Origin of the sequence: Burkholderia sp. SIMBA_051, from assembly GCF_046534915.1 — a bacterium.
GTDB lineage: Bacteria > Pseudomonadota > Gammaproteobacteria > Burkholderiales > Burkholderiaceae > Burkholderia > Burkholderia ambifaria.
In genome coordinates this window covers 660,930-677,172 of record NZ_JAWRXS010000001.1, presented here as the reverse complement: position 1 = coordinate 677,172, position 16,243 = coordinate 660,930, and the positions used below count along the sequence as shown (strand labels likewise).

The window sequence follows — 16,243 nt, the reverse complement described above, 5'->3', positions numbered from 1 at the left end:
CGCGTCAGCGCGGGCTTGCTGCCGCATCGGCACGTCGATACAGGCGTGGCCATTGATCGTCGAGCAGGCCGTTGCACGTGCCATGCGTGGCGATGTCGTTGAGCAGGAAGCGTCGGCCGTCGAAGATCCACGATGCGGTCGAGCCGCAATCGCCGGCATTGCGCAGCCTGACCTTGCTCGACAGCGTCGCGCTGGTGCGGTCATAGCCGGCCTCGGTCAGCTCGTTCGCGAACGACGCCGGATCAAGTCCCGCGTTCGCGTTCTCGCCGAAATTCATCGCTGTCGGCGTGAATGGTGCCGTCCGTCGCACGCGATACCACAGGTCGGTGTGGTTATACATGCTGCTGGTCTGGCACGGTATCGCGACCAGCGCTTCGTCGGTCGAGATCGCCACCGCGCGCGACGCTTTCCTGCGGTCGCTTGCCGACATTTCGTCTTCGACATCGGCCGCGCATTGCTTCACGTCGCCGCCGAACTTCGCGAGCACCGCGTCGACGAGCGGGCGCTGCTCGACGGCCGACAGGTTGGCGACGGCCGGCGCCGGTGTGACCGCGGGCGGCAGTGCCGGCGCGGCCGGCACCGAAGACGCGGGCCGGTTGCCCGGGCGCAGCAGCGCCGTGACGGTGCCGACGCGGCCCTGCGTGTCGTCGATCAGCAGCAACGCAGCATTCAAGCCCGCCAACGGCATGCGTGTGGTTTGTGCCGACGCCGAATCGCCGAAGCTCAGCAACTGCGCATTGCGCGACGCGCTGAGCCATGCGGCAACCGTTGCAGGATCATTGGTCCGAACCCGGAACGGGTATGGGTCGTCACCATCGGGTTTGCCGCCCGATGCATGCCATTGGGCCGCCATTGCATCGAACGGGCGGCCGTCCGCGCGTGCGGTGTGCAGGTCCAGCGGCGCCGACGCGTAAATGTCGAGCGATGCTTGCGCGTCCGGGCCGGCGTCGCGCGTCACGCGCAGGATGAGACGGGAGCGTGCGTCATTGATTTCGTCGCTATCGCTTTCGGCAATGCAACGGTTGCCGTTGTCGCAGACGACCGACCAGTTCTTGAAGTCGCGCTCGACCGGCGGCCGCGTGAGCGGACGAGCCTGGGCCACGATCGGCGAAACGGCGAGGAGGGCGGCGACGGCGAGCGAAAGGCGGTGCGACATGACGGTTCGTATCGACTATGGATGGACGGGCGGAAGATGTCGGAGTGCAAGCGCATCGTCAGCAAGCGGGGCACGTCGAAGGCTGCGGCGCATGCGGCGGCGCGCTTGACCGAACGGCATCGAGTATACCGCCGCAATGGGCTGCGATCGCGGCGACGACGCGTAGTGTGCAGGCACGTATGTTGCGGGGCTGCATTGGTCGGACGAGTCCAAATGCGAAAACGGCGCGACGCCCGCCGGCATCGCGCCATTCCCTTTTCATCGACCGTCAACCACGTCACGCAGGAACGCATCGAGCATTGCCACGTCGCCCCACGGCCGCTTGTACTCGCGATCGTGTTCGGCATCGGCGAGCATCGTCTCGACGAGCGCGTGGATCGCCGGCCGGCGCGGCCCGTATTCGCTTTCGTTCGCGCTCATCTTCAGCGCGAGCAACGCGTCGAGCTCCGCGCGCACCGCCGGCTCATGCACGGTGCCGGCGACGAGATCGGCGAAGCGCATCGGCGGCATCCCGAGCCCCATGTCGATCCAGCGCACCGCGAGCAGCGGCCGCAGCACGTACAGGTACTTCTTGTAGCGCACCGTGTCGCCTTGCAGGTAGCCGCGAAAGTTCTTCTTCGCCATCGCGAGGTAGTGGTGACGCCCACGCACCGGCGAGAAGAACGCCGACGCCAGCGACCTGAGCCGTGGCGCCCAGCGCGCATCTTCGCGATATACGACAGGCGAGTCGAGCCATTCGAGCAGCGTCGGGTTCGAGCGGCGCAGCAGCTGCAGCGCCTTGCGCAGCTCCCAGCCGCTGACGTCGAGCTCGTCGTCGAGCGGCCGCTCGATCACGTCGCGTTGCGGTTCGACGCTCAGGTACCAATCGCGTCGATGCGCATACACGAAGCGCACGTCGTAATCGCTGTCCGGCGACGCGAAGCCCCAGCCGCGGCTGCCCGATTCGCACGCGAACAGCACGCTCACGTCGTGGCGGCGTTCGACTTCCGCAAGTTCCGCCATCACGCGCGCCCGTACGGCCGGATCGACCGGGTGCGCGCTTCGCACGGGTGTCAATTTTTCCGTTTTCATTGTTGTCGTTTCCTTTTCGTTGTGCGCGGCCGCCGGCCCACGGCCGCGCACCGCACTATCCTTTCACGCACACCACCTGCCGCAGCGTATGCACCACTTCGACGAGGCTGCGCTGGGCCGCCATCACCGCGTCGATGTCCTTGTAGGCCATCGGGATTTCGTCGATGACGCCCGCGTCCTTCCGGCATTCGACGCCGCGCGTCGCGTTCGCCTGATCATCGACCGTGAAGCGGCGCTTTGCTTCCGTACGGCTCATCGTCCGGCCCGCGCCGTGGCTGCACGAGCAGAAGCTTTCCGGGTTGCCGAGCCCGCGCACGATGAAGCTCTTCGCACCCATCGAGCCCGGAATGATCCCGAGCTGCCCCTTCTGCGCCGACACCGCGCCCTTGCGCGTCACGAGCACGTCCTCGCCGAAGTGGCGTTCGCGCTGCACGTAGTTGTGGTGGCAGTTCACCGCGTGCTCGTCGACCGAGAACGGCTTCGCGATCACGCTGCGCGCCGCGCAGATCACCGCCTCCATCATGGCCTGCCGGTTGCGCCGCGCGTAGTCCTGCGCCCAGCCGACCGCTTCGACGTAATCGTCGAAGTGCCGGCTGCCCTCGGTGAAATACGCGAGGTTGCGATCCGGCAGGTTCGCGATGTGCTGCCGCATGTCGGCCTGCGCGAGTTCGATGAACAGGCTGCCGATCGCATTGCCGACGCCACGCGAGCCGCTGTGCAGCATGAACCACACGTGGTCCGCTTCGTCGATGCACACCTCGATGAAGTGGTTGCCGGTGCCGAGCGTGCCGAGATGCGCGTAGTGGTTCGTCTTTTCCAGCTTCGGATACTTGTCGACGATGCGCTTGAAGCCCGGCACCAGCGACTTCCACGATTCGGTCACGGCGGCCGGCGTGCGGTCGCCCCAGGCGCCCGGATCGCGACGGCCCGGCGCGCGGCCGTGCGGCACCGCGCGTTCGATCGCGCTGCGCAGCGCGCCGAGCGAGTCCGGCAGGTCAGCGGCGGTGAGCGTCGTGCGTGCGGCCATCATCCCGCAGCCGATGTCGACGCCGACCGCGGCCGGAATGATCGCGCCCTTCGTCGGGATCACGCTGCCGATCGTCGAGCCCTTGCCGAGGTGGACGTCCGGCATCACCGCGACGTGCCTGAAGATGAACGGCATCTGCGCGGTGTTGCGCAGCTGCGTGCGCGCTTCGTCCTCGACAGCGACACCTTGCGTCCACATCTTCACCGGCTTGCCGTTCGCTAGTTCCATTACCTGAAAATCGTCGTTACTCATTTGCATCACCATTCATTCGTTCATTCGTTCATTCGTCCGGCGCGGCACGCATGCGCCGCGCCGGTTCATCCATCACGCGCCCTTGATGCTGACGAGTCCGTTCAGCACCTGATCGAGGCCGCCGAACACCGAGATGCGGTCGATCCGTTCCGCGACGCGCTCGAGCGTTTCCAGCTCCTTGAGCCGCAGCGCGGTCGGGTTTTCTTCCATCACCTTCGCGGTGTTCAGCAGCGAACGCGTGGCCGCCGTTTCCTCGCGGCGGCGAATCACGTTCGCCTGCGCGGCCTTTTCGGCTTCGACCACCTGCGCGAGGATCGTCTTCATGTCGCCCGGCAGCACGATATCCTTCACGCCGACGCTGCGCACGTCCACGCCGGATTGCGCGAGCCGTGTGCGCACCTGCGCGATCACGACGTCGTCGATCGCCTGCTTGTCCTCCAGCAGTTCGTCGAGCGAGCGCGTGCCGACGGCCGCACGCAGCGCGAACTGCAACTCGCGATACAGGTGCTCGACCGGTTTCTGCAGCTGGCCGAACGCATGCAGCACGTCCGCATAGCACCACGTCGCCGACAGGTTCAGCCGCAGCGCGACCTTGTCGCGTGTCAGGATTTCCTGTCCGCCGACTTCGAGTGCCTGCAAACGCAGGTCGACGAGTTCGACCGCGACGTCGCGGTTGAAGCGCCAGTACGCTGCAACGCCCGGTTCGAGCAGCCGCTCGATCTTGCCGTCGATCTTCAGCACACCGACGTGATACGCCGGCACCTGCGCCAGCAGCACGCCCGTCAGGCCCGCCACGCCGCGCGCACGCAGCGCCGGTTGCGCGATGCGCTTCGCGAGCGCGGCCGGCAGCGTGCTGTCCTGCGCAAGATCGACGCGCTCCAGCCGGTGCGCGATCGGGCCGCGCCAGTACAGCCGGCGCGTGCCGGGCGGCAAGATTTCGACGAGCACGTCGTCTTCGTAACGCAGGCCAGCTTCGTCGTCGCCCAGATCCATTGCGACGAAGTAGTGCGCGAGCACGTCCGGTGCGTCGTGACGCAGGTAGTCGGCCAGCGCGGCATCGGCGAGCGGCGCGTCGAGACGCGCGGTCTGCACCGACAGACGCTTGAACGGATCGAAGGCCTTGAACACACCCGGTTCGAGCACCTTCACGAAATCGCCCTCATTCATCAGCAGCGCGCGTTCGTTCTTTTTCACCACATGACGCTTCCACATATTCTTGTCCTTTTCTTCAATGGCCGCCGGGCGACACGCATCGCACGGATCGGGGTGCGACGCGATCGGGCGGGCGGCGCGGAGGTCCGGCGCGGCCGCACGCGGCGACGCATCCTGCATCGCGTCGTCGTGCGCATTCGCGCGGGCCGTCCGGCCGCCCGGCCGATCGCGCGGAACCGCAACCGGTCCGACGCGCGGCGGGCCTGTCGGCCCGCACCGGCGGGTACTGCTTCTATCAATAGACTGTCCTTCCGGACAGTGTTCGAGCGGGATTCGAACCCGCTACACACCGGCTTGCGCCGGCTGCTCTACCCGAATGAGCTACCGAACGGAGGGCGCCCCGGGATTCGAACCCGGGCGAAGTTCCAATACGCGCCCGTTTGCCTTCGTCTGTCCATGGCGGCATGCGCGACCGCGACGAACGAGGTTCGGCGGCGGCGCACCAGCAGGGCTTTGTGAACCCTGGCTCGGGGGCCAGCGGGACATCCGGCACCTTCTATTTAGCGAGGAGCGTGCCAGTAGGCTGGATGGGTGACGGAAAATTCCATCAAACCTTTGAAATAAAAGAATAATTTTTTGATTTTTCGTCGGCGCCTGCGGAATGCGCCGGCGTCCACTCCTCATCCAATTCCGATACAATCGGATCGCTTCTTATCCCATGAGATAAACATGCGCAAGACCGTCGCCATCGGCTTTCTCGGCACCGTGCTCGACCAGGGCGGCCGCGCGCCGCGCCGTTACCGCAAGTGGCGGCCGACCGTGTCGCTCTGCATGCAGCCGGACTTCGCGATCGACCGGCTCGAGCTGCTGCATTCGCCGGGCCACACGCGCCTCGCCAATCAGGTGCGCGACGATCTCGCGCATCTGTCGCCGGATACCGAGGTGCGGCTCACGCCGGTCACGATTCGCGATCCGTGGGATTTCGAGGAGGTCTACGCGACGCTGCACGACTTCGCGCGCGCCTATCCGTTCGATCTGGACCGCGAGGACTACGTGGTCCACATCACGACGGGCACGCACGTCGCGCAGATCTGCTGGTTCCTGCTCGCGGAAGCGCGTTACCTGCCCGCGCGTCTCGTGCAGACGGGGCCGCCGAAGCAGACCGACGAAGGGCCGAGCGGCCCCGGCACGGTGTCGGTGATCGATCTCGACCTGTCGCGCTACAACCGGATCGCGCAGCGCTTCACGCGCGAGCGCGACGAAACGGTGTCGTTCCTGAAGGCCGGCATCGCGACGCGCAACGCGTGTTTCAACGCGCTGATCGAGCAACTGGAGCGCGTGGCCGTGCGCTCGCGCGCGCCGATGCTGCTCGTCGGGCCGACGGGCGCCGGCAAGTCGTTTCTCGCGAAGCGCGTGTACGAGCTGAAGCGCGGCCGCCATCGGCTCGCGGGGCCGTTCATCGAGATCAACTGCGCGACGCTGCGCGGCGACGCTGCCATGTCGACGCTGTTCGGTCACGTGAAGGGAGCGTTCACGGGCGCGCAGTCCGCGCGTGCGGGCCTGCTGCGCGCGGCGGACGGCGGCCTGCTGTTTCTCGACGAGATCGGCGAACTCGGGCTCGACGAGCAGGCGATGCTGCTGAAGGCGATCGAGGAGAAGCGCTTCCTGCCGGTTGGCGCGGACGTCGAGGCGACCAGCGATTTCGAGCTGATCGCGGGCACGCATCGCGACCTGCGGCAGATGGTGGCGGCCGGCACGTTCCGCGAGGATTTATATGCGCGGATCAATCTGTGGACGTATGAATTGCCGGGGTTGGCTGAGCGCCGCGAGGACATCGAGCCGAACCTCGAATTCGAGCTCGATCGATTCGGCCGCGAGCAGGGCGAGCAGGTGCGGTTCAACGTGGAAGCGAAGCGGCGCTATCTCGCGTTCGCGGCGTCGCCGCGCGCGGCATGGGCCGGCAACTTCCGGGAATTGTCCGCATCGATCACGCGGATGGCGACGCTCGCCGATGCAGGGCGGATTACCGAGGCGATTGCCGAGCAGGAGGTCGAGCGGCTGACGAGCACGTGGTCGTCACCGGGCGGCGCGGGCGCGTCGGATGGCTACGTCGACGCCGTGTTCGGAAGGCGCGCGGCGGAACTCGACTTGTTCGACCGCGCGCAGCTTGAACGCGTGCTCGACGTGTGCCGCGTGTCGGCAAGCCTGTCGGAGGCCGGGCGCACGCTGTTCGCGGTGTCGCGGCAGAACAAGAAGCAGCCGAACGATGCGGACCGGCTGCGCAAGTATCTCGCGCGGTTCGGGCTGGATTGGGACGGTGTGCGGGAGGCGCTGGACGCGAGGTAGTCGAACCGCCGCGATATTCACCGCTCACACGCGGCAGATCGCGATGATCTCCGCACTGACTGCATCATCGAACGGCGCGCCGTCCCAGTCGCCGCACCAGTCGGCGCCCGAGAAACCGGCGGCCGCGCCCCGCGCTTGCAGTTCGCTTTGCGCGATGAAACGCAGCCGGCTCGAGCTTTTCACCTGCGTATCGTCACGGTGAAAGCGGTGGACCGTGTCGAACGACACGATCGGCCCGTCGACCGCGGTCACCGCGTGGTGCAGCTCGACGATGCCGAATTCCGGCGAATCGATCCGGGATACGGATGCCTGCGGCGTCCACGCACGCCACGGCTCGACACGCGGGTTGCGGGTTTCGAACAGGAAGCGGCCACCGTCGACTAGCACGCGCCGCACGCCGCGCAGCGTCGCGTCGATCTCCGCGTCGGTCAGCAGGCACTGGAACGCGTGCCCGGTCATCACGACGGCGTCGAATGGCGCGCCGGGCGGCAGGCCGTCGAGGCCGCATGCGAACCAGTGCACGGCGTCGGCGCCAGGCTGGCGTCGCGCATGGTCGATCATCGCGGGTGCGGGATCGATCGCGACGACGTTGTGTCCGGCCGATGCGAGCCGCCGCGCGAACGTGCCGGTGCCGCAGCCGAGATCGAGAATCCGTTGCCGCGCGGCGCCGATGCGCGATGCGTAGAACGTGAAGTCGCGATCACCGGCGTTGAACCGATCGTAGACCGCGACGAGACGCGGCTCGGTATAGAGGCGTTCGCCGGCAGGCGCGGCGTCGGACGTCATGCGAAACGCGCGGGTCAGCGCTGCTGCACCGCGACGCGCAGCCCGAGTGCGATGAAGATCGTGCCGATGATCTTCCCCTGCCAGCGCGTGAGCCATGCGAGCCGCTTCACGACGCGCCCGAGCGGGCGGATCGAGCACGCGATCAGCGTCGTATAGAGCGAGCTCAGCACGACGAAGATGAGCCCGAGCACCGCGAACTGCACGAACGTCGAGCCGCGTTCCGGATGCACGAACTGCGGCATGAACGCGAGGAAGAACAGCGCGGTCTTCGGGTTCAGCACTTCGGCGGGAATCGCCTGCAGGTACGCCTTCAGCGGCGTGACGGCCGACACCTTCGGCAGCGACGGATCGGACGACGGCCGGTCGAGCAGCGCACGCACGCCGAGGTAGATCAGGTACGCGGCGCCGACCAGCTTCACGACGTTGAACGCGAGCGCCGACGTCATCAGCAGCGCCGACAGCCCGACGGCCGCGAACAGCGTATGCACGAAATCGCCGCTCGCGACGCCGAGGCCGGTCAGGATGCCGGTCTTGCGGCCGCCCTGTACGGTGCGGCTCAGCACGAGCAGCACGGCGGGGCCGGGGATCAGGAACAGGCCCAGGACGACGGCCGTGAAGGTGGTCAGCGTGGTCAGGTCGAACATGGCGGCTCCAGCAAGGTGGGCGCAGCGGCGGGGGAGGATCGACGCATTGTATTCGGTTCGGCGTGCGGTTGTCGGCGTAGCTGAACCCAGTCAGTTGCCCGCGAGGCGAAACGCGTCGGCCATGCGCTCCTGTTCCCGCGCGGAAAGCGCCAGTCGTGTCGCGAGTGTGGGCCATTGGGCGGTGGTTCGATCCGGTCGTGCAAGAGAGAATGTAAATATTCTGGCTTTTTATGGGAAAAAACACCGAAATATTGACATTTTCTCGATGGGGCAAGTCAGCGCCGAACGCGGTTTATACCGGGACGCCCGGGGCCACTTCGCCCTGCAGGGCGCACTGAGGCTCGTCCGCCCGCACCCCCGTCACCCACCCAACTCCCCCGCCAGATAGTCCACGAACGCGCGTATCCGCGCGGACATCTGATGCCGTTGTGCATACACCGCATAAATATCTGCGGCCGGCGTCTCATAGTCCGGCAGCACGACGACGAGGCGCCCGTCGGCCAGGTAGTCGCGGATATCCCATTCCGCGCGCATCAAAATCCCGTGTCCGTCGAGCGCCCACTTCACCGCGATCTCGCCGTCGTTCGTCGTCAGGTTGCCGTTGATCCGCACGGCCTCCGTGTTGCGCGCCGCGCCGCGTCCGCCCGTCAGCCGCCAGATCCCGTAGCCTTCGTCGCCTTGCCGGATGCCGATGCAGTTGTGCCGCGTCAGCTCGTGCGGTGTGCCCGGCGTCCCGTGCCGAGCGAGATACGCGGGCGCCGCGCACAGCAGCCGGCGGTTCGGCGCGAGCCGCCGCGCGACGACGCGCGTGTCGGGCGGCTCGCCGAAGCGGATGCACACGTCGAATGCGTCGTCCGTCAGCGGCGGCGGCATCACCGACAGCTGCAGCTGCACCGACACTTCCGGATAGCGCGCGACGAAGCGCGAGATAGCCGGGCCGACGTGGCTGCGCCCGAAGCCGAGCGTCGCGTTCACGCGCAGCAGCCCCTTCGGCCGCTGTTTCGCACTGCCGAGCAATTCGCCCAGTTCGTCCATCTGATCGAGGATCCGGCGTGCGTAGTCGAGATACACGTCGCCCTCGGGCGTCAGCATCATGCGCCGCGTCGTGCGGTTGACGAGTGTCACACCCGCGCGACGCTCCATCTGCGTGAGCCGCTTGCTGACGGCCGCCGCGGTCAGCCCGAGTTCGCGCGCGGCCGCGCTCAGGCTGCCCGACGCGGCCAGCGTCGAGAAGAAGCCGAGATCGGCCGGCTGGACGGTATCCGCCATGACAGGATTCGTGAATCAAAGTTAAAGATGCTTTGAGTCTAGCACCGGTTCCCGTACTGCCGGTTCGGTAAAGTGCATTCACGCTTACGATCAATCGAGGATGTCAGCATGAAGACCTACCGTATCGCGACCATTCCCGGCGACGGCATCGGCAAGGAAGTGGTGCCGGCCGGCAAGCAGCTGCTGGAAGCGCTGGCCCGCGGCAGCGACCGCGTTGCGTTCGAGTTCGAGGATTTCGACTGGGGCGCCGATTACTACCGCCAGCACGGCGCGATGATGCCGGCCGACGGCCTCGACGCGCTGCGCGGCAAGGACGCGATCCTGTTCGGCTCGGCGGGCGACCCCGACGTGCCCGACCACGTGACGCTGTGGGGCCTGCGCCTGAAGATTTGCCAGGGCTTCGATCAGTACGCGAACGTGCGCCCGACGCGCATCCTGCCCGGCATCGACGCGCCGCTGAAGCGCTGCGGGCCGGACGACCTGAACTGGGTGATCGTGCGCGAGAACTCGGAGGGCGAATACGCGGGCGTCGGCGGCCGCGTGCACCAGGGGCATCCGATCGAGGCCGCGACCGACGTGTCGATCCTCACGCGCGCCGGCGTCGAACGCATCATGCGCTTCGCGTTCCGGCTCGCGCAGTCGCGTCCGCGCAAGCTGCTGACCGTCATCACGAAGAGCAACGCGCAGCGTCACGCGATGGTGATGTGGGACGAGATCGCGAAGCAAATCGCGCAGGAATTTCCCGACGTCACCTGGGACAAGGAACTCGTCGACGCCGCGACCGCGCGCATGGTGAACCGCCCGGCGTCGCTCGACACGATCGTCGCGACGAACCTGCACGCGGACATCCTCAGCGATCTCGCCGCCGCGCTCGCCGGCAGCCTCGGCATCGCGCCGACCGGCAACATCGATCCCGAGCGCCGCTATCCGTCGATGTTCGAGCCGATCCACGGCTCCGCATTCGACATCATGGGCAAGGGCCTCGCGAATCCGGTCGGCACGTTCTGGTCGGTCGTGATGCTGCTCGAGCATCTCGGCGAAACGGATGCCGCCGCGCGCGTGATGCAGGCGATCGAGGCGGTCACGGCCGACCCGTCGCTGCATACGCGGGATCTCGGCGGCAGCGCGAGCACCGCGCAGGTGACGGCCGCCGTCTGCGAGCGCGTCGCGAACGCGACGGTCGCCGCCTGACGGCAACGAGGACGGTAACGGCCGCGCGCGTGCGCAGCCGTTCGTCGTCGATTCACCGCCCCTGAATTTTCTGCCTGCGACTCGCGCGTTCGACGCGAGCCGGGCGCCGGTGCGCACGCGTCGTCGTGACACCGGCCGGCACCCACCGGGCACGCGCGCACCGCGCACGGCTCGACCTCCAAGGAGGAGACACATGCAAGCGGATCTTGAAACGCGTGTCGCGCGCAAACTGATGTGGCGCATCATTCCGTTCGTGATGCTGCTTTATTTCGTCAGCTTTCTCGATCGCGTCAACGTCGGCTTCGCGGCGATGACGATGAACAAGGCGATCGGCCTGTCGCCGACCGCGTTCGGATTCGGCGGCGGCCTGTTCTTCATCGGCTACTTTCTGTTCGAAGTGCCAAGCAATCTGATCCTCCACCGCGTCGGCGCACGCATCTGGATCGCGCGCGTGATGATCACGTGGGGCATCGTGTCCGCGGTGTCCGCGTTCGCGGCAGGACCGACGAGCTTCTACGTGCTGCGCTTCCTGCTCGGCATGGCGGAAGCCGGTTTCTTCCCCGGCATCATCCTGTACCTGAGCCTGTGGTTTCCCGCGAAGCAGCGCGCGGTGGCCGCCGCGTGGTTCATGGCGGCCGCGCCGATCTCCACCGCGATCGGCTCGCCGCTGTCGGGCGCGATCATGCAGATGCCGCCGATGTTCGGGCTCGCCGACTGGCAGATGCTGTACATCATCGAAGCGCTGCCGGCGGTCTTGCTCGGCTTCGTCGTGCTGAAGTGCCTGACCGATTCGCCGTCGAAGGCCGCGTGGCTGCGGCCGGACGAGCGCGACTGGCTGATCGCGAAGCTGAAGACGGAAGCCGACACGCGCCACACGCATGCCGGGCATACGGCCGGCGCATGGCAGGCGCTGCGCGACCCGCGCGTGCTGGCGCTCGCGCTGATCTACTTCGGCACGTCGGCGGGGCTGTACACGCTCGGCCTGTGGGCGCCGCTGATGGTCAAGCAATTCGGCTTCACCGCGTTGCAGACGGGCTTGCTCACCGGCATCCCGAGCGTCGCGGCAGTCGTCGCGATGATCGTCTGGGCGCGGCATTCGGATCGCACCGGCGAGCGCACGTGGCACGTCGTGATTCCGTGCGTGCTGGCCTGCATCGGCTTCGTGTTCGCGGGGCAGGCGAGCACCGCGCTCCTGACCGTGCTCGCGCTGGTCGTCGTCAACATCGGGATCAGCGCCGCGAAGGCGCCGCTGTGGGCGATGCCGAGCGCGTTCCTGTCAGGCGCGGGCGCGGCCGCGGGGATCGCGATGATCAACTCGCTCGGCAACCTCGGCGGTTTCGTCGGGCCGTTCGCGATCGGCTGGCTCAAGCATGTGACGGGCGGGTATGCGGCCGGGCTGTACGTGGTGGCGGGCACGCTCGCGGTGTCGGCGGTCGTTACGTTGATGCTGAGCCGGAAGGAGGCGAGGGCGCAGGTCGTGACGGGGGCGCAGCATCATCATTGAAGGCTGCGCGCCTGCATTCGCCGGTTCGGGCATGTGTTACGCGTTGAACCAGAACCACAGGCCCGGGATGCAGAGCAGAAGGTGCAGCGGGAGCGCGATGCGCAATGAAGTCTCCGGACGCTGGTCCGGTTTCGACGTGTGGGCCACGAGACAACCGACGCCGACGGCAAGCGCCAGGACGGAGACAGTGGCCATGCTCCGCAGGCCGAAGCCGAGAACGCCGACACCTGCGTAAGGATCGGTCATCGAGCTGGCATAGCCGTAGCACATCACCAGCGCGACGATTTCAATGACCGCGAGCCACGCGAGAAGAGAGCCGAGTCGTGTTGTCATGTTGTATCGGGTGTCGTTCCAGGTTGGCGAAAAGCCTCGAGGATACACGGCGTGACGACGACGTTCCCCGCGGCGCGATCGATGCGGGTGCGTCAATGTGCGGGAAGCGCCGCACGGCGAGCGATCTCCGTCGCACACGCATCGGCCGACACGTTCGACGTATCGATCACGCAATCGCTGAACGCGCGCGCCGCATACCCTTCCCGATACATCTCGGCGATCCGTTGCCGCTCCCAGTCCGTCAGTGCGCGCGTGCCGCGATTCGACGACGCGATCGCTTCGGGCGGCGCGAGCGTGACGACGAACAGCCGCGCATCACGCGCATTGCAGGCGGCACGCAGCCGTTCGAATTCCGCTTCGCCGATCGGATAGGCGATCACCAGATGACGTTCGCTCGCGTGCGTGATCTGCGTGACCAGACGCTCCAGCGCGATCGCCCACTGCACGTCGAACGGGGCGTCGTCGGGCGCGTCGTGATCGTCACCGTCGATGAAGCGCGCATCGGGCAGCGCGCGTGCGAGTACGCGACCGATTGTCGTCTTGCCGCTGTTGATCGGGCCGTTCAGGTGAATGACGGTGAGAGGCGCGTTCGATGGAACAGTCATGAAGGGCGTGCTTGATCGGAACGCCTGCATTGTGCCTCGAGATGAAATCCGTTTGTAATGTCGGCCGCGAAGCGATCAGAAGAATTATTCGATCAAGCACCCTAAAGAAACCTGGAGCGCGCGCCGTTACCTTTTCTCGGTAGCTCATCGAAGTATTGCTGAAGCTGCACGACCACACGACCACACGACCACACGACCACACGACCAGACAACCGGGGGCGCACGGCCGGCGAAGCCATGCGCATGAACAGAAGATGAGACGCACCGATTCGATTCGGCGCGCAGGCGAAGGGGCCCGCGCGTCGTCTGCCTTTGCGTTGCCGCAGCCGGCCTGCTGCGGCATTGCGCCGTCATCTCCGCGGATGTCGTCTCAACATTCCGTCAACCACAAAAGCCAATTCACTCAATGAAGAACTCCTCCAAAGCCACCCTGTTCGGTTGCGGCTTGCTCGTGACGCTGCTGTCCGGTTGCACCACGTTGCCGAACACGGACATGAAACCCGAAGCACGTCAGAAGCTGCATTCGATCGCGATCCTCGACGTCACCGAGCCGAAGCGTGTCGCGGTCGTCAACCTCGGCGGCGCGGCGGCCGGGTTCGGGCTGATCGGCGCGCTCACGCAAGCCGCCGTCAACTCAAGCCATACGAGCACCTACACGGATCACGTGACGGCCGGCAAGATCGCGTTCGCACCGGACATCGTCGACGGCGTAACGGGCCGCCTTACCGATACCGGATATCAGGTCGTGAGGCTGAATGGCCAGAAGGTGAAGCTCGCCGATGACGGCAAGTCGGATGACTATTCCGCGATCCAGACCGACGCGGATGCGATCATGAACGTATGGTTCACGTCGTTCGGCTATATCTCGCCGCCCAACCAGCCCGATTACATCCCGTGGGTGGTCGTCCGCGCGCGCATTCTCGACGCGAAGACGAAGCAGGACATCTATTTCAAGACGTTCGCGTGCGGCTACGACATCAAGGCGAACAGCGTCCACGTCGACAGCGATTTCGCTTACACGTACGGCAGCTTCAGCGATCTCGAGAAGAATTTCGACAAGTCGGTGGAAGGGATCAAGTCGTGCGAGAAGTCGGTCGCGGACATGATCGGTCGGGATCTGGCACGCACGCCTGCGCCGGTGACTGCTGCCACCACGATGACGACGACTGCGGCCACTGCGACCGCGACGGCCACGGCAGCGAAATGATCGTGATGCGCGTGCAGGATCGTCGCGATACGCGTTCGCGTTCCGAATCCGGCAGGGCTTGAAGAAAAGGCGGGGAGGGAAGTGCTGCGGGCGGGCAGGCGGTTTTCATACCACCCATCCGCCCGCCCGCGAAAGCGACCGGCTTACTTGTCGCTATCGCCCTTGATCTGCGGCAACGCCGACGATTCACCCGGCGTCAGCAGGCCGACTTGCGAGTACACGCGCAGCTTGTCGCGCGTATCGGTGATGTCGAGGTTGCGCATCGTCAGCTGACCGATCCGGTCGCGCGGCGAGAACGTCGATGCCACCTTCTCCATCGACAGGCGTTCCGGCTGGTACGTGAGGTTCGGCGACTTCGTGCTCAGGATCGAGTAGTCGTTGCCGCGGCGCAGTTCGATCTTCACTTCGCCGGTGATCGCGCGTGCAACCCAGCGCTGCGCCGTTTCGCGCAGCATGATCGCCTGCGGGTCGAACCAGCGGCCCTGGTACAGCAGGCGGCCGAGACGGCGACCGTTCTCGCGGTACTGCTCGATCGTGTCTTCGTTGTGGATGCCGGTGACGAGACGCTCGTACGCGATGTACAGCAGCGCGAGGCCCGGGGCTTCGTAGATGCCGCGGCTCTTCGCCTCGATGATGCGGTTCTCGATCTGGTCGCTCATGCCGAGGCCGTGGCGGCCGCCGATGCGGTTCGCTTCGAGCAGCAGTTCGACCGGGTCATTGAATTCGACGCCGTTCAGCGCGACCGGCTGGCCGGCTTCGAAGCGCACCGTCACTTCCTCGGCGGCGATCTTCACGTCGTCGCGCCAGAACGCGACACCCATGATCGGGTTCACGATCTTGATGCCGCTCTCGAGGCTTTCGAGATCCTTCGCCTCGTGCGTCGCGCCGAGCAGGTTCGAGTCGGTCGAATACGCCTTCTCGGCCGACATCTTGTACGCGAAGCCGGCCTGGTTCATGAATTCGGACATTTCGGCGCGGCCGCCGAGTTCGTCGATGAACGTCTGGTCGAGCCACGGCTTGTAGATCTTCAGATCCGGGTTCACGAGCAGGCCGTAGCGGTAGAAACGCTCGATGTCGTTGCCCTTGTACGTGCTGCCGTCACCCCAGATGTTGACGCCGTCTTCCTTCATCGCGGCGACGAGCATCGTGCCCGTCACGGCGCGGCCGATCGGCGTCGTGTTGAAGTATGTGACGCCGGCCGTCGTGATGTGGAACGCGCCGCTTTGCAGCGCCGCGATGCCTTCGGCGACGAGCTGCGCGCGGCAGTCGATCAGGCGGGCGCCGGCTGCGCCGTATTCGATCGCGCGTTTCGGGATCGCGTCGTAATCGTCTTCGTCGGGCTGGCCGAGGTTCGCCGTGTATGCGTACGGGACGGCGCCCTTCAGTTTCATCCAGTGCAGCGCGGCGCTGGTGTCCAGGCCGCCGGAGAAGGCGATACCGACCTTCTGGCCGGTCGGGAGGCTTTCGAGAATCGTGCTCATAGGAATTACCGTGGATTGAAGCCGGTGGGATCGTATTTCGCGGAATATGCGAGTATCGGCTGTCCGGGAAGTTGGGGCAAGACCTGATTTTCGCGCCAATGCATCGTCGGGCCTGTCGCGGCGGGCCTGGCGGGCGGTTAACCGGCCGGAGAATCCGCCGCGAAGCGGCGCCGAAAGGCGGTCGAAACCGGTGGGCACGCGCCGGTACGCAAGCGCTGT

14 protein-coding genes and 1 tRNA gene are annotated in these 16,243 nt (G+C 66.3%); 4 read left to right on the top strand and 11 right to left on the bottom strand.

The annotated features are described in order from the left end of the window. Positions 1–4: 4 nt before the first annotated feature. From SB771_RS02940 to SB771_RS02920, 5 genes are all read right to left on the bottom strand, one after another. Entirely contained in the window at positions 5–1,156 is a 1,152-nt protein-coding gene (locus tag SB771_RS02940; RefSeq protein WP_175659697.1) for a DUF1176 domain-containing protein, read from the bottom strand. Positions 1,157–1,414: 258 nt separating this feature from the next. Beyond that, the gene (locus SB771_RS02935; protein ID WP_165752604.1) at positions 1,415–2,227 is read right to left on the bottom strand and encodes a nucleotidyltransferase domain-containing protein; all 813 of its coding nucleotides are present in this window, start codon (positions 2,225–2,227) and stop codon (positions 1,415–1,417) included. A gap of 55 nt (positions 2,228–2,282) precedes the next feature. Then, a complete protein-coding gene (locus SB771_RS02930; protein ID WP_175659696.1) occupies positions 2,283–3,506 on the bottom strand; it encodes an RtcB family protein in 1,224 nt (407 codons plus the stop codon). Positions 3,507–3,578: 72 nt separating this feature from the next. After that, on the bottom strand, positions 3,579–4,718 hold the full coding sequence (locus SB771_RS02925; protein WP_175659695.1) for a slipin family protein: 1,140 nt from the start codon (positions 4,716–4,718) through the stop codon (positions 3,579–3,581). A gap of 258 nt (positions 4,719–4,976) precedes the next feature. After that, positions 4,977–5,049, bottom strand: a tRNA-Cys gene (locus SB771_RS02920). Between the two features lie 338 nt (positions 5,050–5,387). Between SB771_RS02920 and rtcR the strand changes: the two genes are divergently transcribed. Then, positions 5,388–7,004, top strand: coding sequence for an RNA repair transcriptional activator RtcR (gene rtcR / locus SB771_RS02915; RefSeq protein WP_175659694.1), 1,617 nt, complete (start codon positions 5,388–5,390; stop codon positions 7,002–7,004). A 24-nt stretch (positions 7,005–7,028) separates the two neighbouring features. On the opposite strand, the gene SB771_RS02910 is transcribed toward rtcR, so the two are convergent. The 3 genes from SB771_RS02910 to SB771_RS02900 all read right to left on the bottom strand — a co-directional run bounded on the left by SB771_RS02910 (position 7,029) and on the right by SB771_RS02900 (position 9,703). Then, positions 7,029–7,790 (bottom strand): class I SAM-dependent methyltransferase, encoded by a 762-nt coding sequence (locus tag SB771_RS02910; RefSeq protein ID WP_175659693.1) that lies wholly within the window; start codon positions 7,788–7,790, stop codon positions 7,029–7,031. A 14-nt stretch (positions 7,791–7,804) separates the two neighbouring features. Next, positions 7,805–8,434, bottom strand: coding sequence for a LysE family translocator (locus SB771_RS02905; protein WP_175659692.1), 630 nt, complete (start codon positions 8,432–8,434; stop codon positions 7,805–7,807). Positions 8,435–8,794: 360 nt separating this feature from the next. Next, positions 8,795–9,703 (bottom strand): LysR substrate-binding domain-containing protein, encoded by a 909-nt coding sequence (locus tag SB771_RS02900; RefSeq protein WP_105830003.1) that lies wholly within the window; start codon positions 9,701–9,703, stop codon positions 8,795–8,797. 108 nt (positions 9,704–9,811) lie between these two features. On the opposite strand from SB771_RS02900, the gene SB771_RS02895 reads away from it, so the two are divergent. Together SB771_RS02895 and SB771_RS02890 are read left to right on the top strand one after the other, a co-directional pair. Beyond that, on the top strand, positions 9,812–10,894 hold the full coding sequence (locus SB771_RS02895; protein WP_175659691.1) for a tartrate dehydrogenase: 1,083 nt from the start codon (positions 9,812–9,814) through the stop codon (positions 10,892–10,894). 193 nt (positions 10,895–11,087) lie between these two features. Further along, a complete protein-coding gene (locus SB771_RS02890) occupies positions 11,088–12,398 on the top strand; it encodes an MFS transporter (RefSeq protein WP_175659690.1) in 1,311 nt (436 codons plus the stop codon). A gap of 36 nt (positions 12,399–12,434) precedes the next feature. Here the strand turns inward: SB771_RS02890 and SB771_RS02885 are convergent, their stop codons facing one another. Together SB771_RS02885 and SB771_RS02880 are read right to left on the bottom strand one after the other, a co-directional pair. Then, positions 12,435–12,731: a hypothetical protein gene (locus tag SB771_RS02885; protein WP_175659689.1), complete on the bottom strand. Its 297-nt coding sequence runs from the start codon at positions 12,729–12,731 to the stop codon at positions 12,435–12,437. Between the two features lie 92 nt (positions 12,732–12,823). After that, positions 12,824–13,336 carry a shikimate kinase gene (locus tag SB771_RS02880; RefSeq protein ID WP_244096734.1) on the bottom strand — a complete coding sequence of 171 codons (513 nt, stop codon included), beginning with the start codon at positions 13,334–13,336 and terminating at the stop codon, positions 12,824–12,826. Between the two features lie 406 nt (positions 13,337–13,742). Here SB771_RS02880 and SB771_RS02875 point away from each other — a divergent pair, with 406 nt between their 5' ends. After that, positions 13,743–14,543, top strand: a complete 801-nt coding sequence (locus SB771_RS02875) for a hypothetical protein (protein WP_175659687.1) — start codon at positions 13,743–13,745, stop codon at positions 14,541–14,543. A gap of 143 nt (positions 14,544–14,686) precedes the next feature. Here SB771_RS02875 and argG read toward each other — a convergent pair whose 3' ends face one another. Beyond that, positions 14,687–16,024 (bottom strand): argininosuccinate synthase, encoded by a 1,338-nt coding sequence (gene argG / locus SB771_RS02870; protein ID WP_175659686.1) that lies wholly within the window; start codon positions 16,022–16,024, stop codon positions 14,687–14,689. Positions 16,025–16,243 lie beyond the last annotated feature (219 nt).

Coding starts and splice junctions, on each gene's coding strand:
- SB771_RS02890 (WP_175659690.1), top strand. CDS start 11,088: ATGCAAGCGGATCTTGAAACGCGTGTCGCGCGCAAACTGATGTGGCGC.
- SB771_RS02910 (WP_175659693.1), bottom strand. CDS start 7,790: ATGACGTCCGACGCCGCGCCTGCCGGCGAACGCCTCTATACCGAGCCG.
- SB771_RS02925 (WP_175659695.1), bottom strand. CDS start 4,718: ATGTGGAAGCGTCATGTGGTGAAAAAGAACGAACGCGCGCTGCTGATG.
- SB771_RS02900 (WP_105830003.1), bottom strand. CDS start 9,703: ATGGCGGATACCGTCCAGCCGGCCGATCTCGGCTTCTTCTCGACGCTG.
- SB771_RS02885 (WP_175659689.1), bottom strand. CDS start 12,731: ATGACAACACGACTCGGCTCTCTTCTCGCGTGGCTCGCGGTCATTGAA.
- SB771_RS02930 (WP_175659696.1), bottom strand. CDS start 3,506: ATGAGTAACGACGATTTTCAGGTAATGGAACTAGCGAACGGCAAGCCG.
- argG (WP_175659686.1), bottom strand. CDS start 16,024: ATGAGCACGATTCTCGAAAGCCTCCCGACCGGCCAGAAGGTCGGTATC.
- SB771_RS02880 (WP_244096734.1), bottom strand. CDS start 13,336: ATGACTGTTCCATCGAACGCGCCTCTCACCGTCATTCACCTGAACGGC.
- rtcR (WP_175659694.1), top strand. CDS start 5,388: ATGCGCAAGACCGTCGCCATCGGCTTTCTCGGCACCGTGCTCGACCAG.
- SB771_RS02875 (WP_175659687.1), top strand. CDS start 13,743: ATGAAGAACTCCTCCAAAGCCACCCTGTTCGGTTGCGGCTTGCTCGTG.
- SB771_RS02905 (WP_175659692.1), bottom strand. CDS start 8,434: ATGTTCGACCTGACCACGCTGACCACCTTCACGGCCGTCGTCCTGGGC.
- SB771_RS02895 (WP_175659691.1), top strand. CDS start 9,812: ATGAAGACCTACCGTATCGCGACCATTCCCGGCGACGGCATCGGCAAG.
- SB771_RS02935 (WP_165752604.1), bottom strand. CDS start 2,227: ATGAAAACGGAAAAATTGACACCCGTGCGAAGCGCGCACCCGGTCGAT.
- SB771_RS02940 (WP_175659697.1), bottom strand. CDS start 1,156: ATGTCGCACCGCCTTTCGCTCGCCGTCGCCGCCCTCCTCGCCGTTTCG.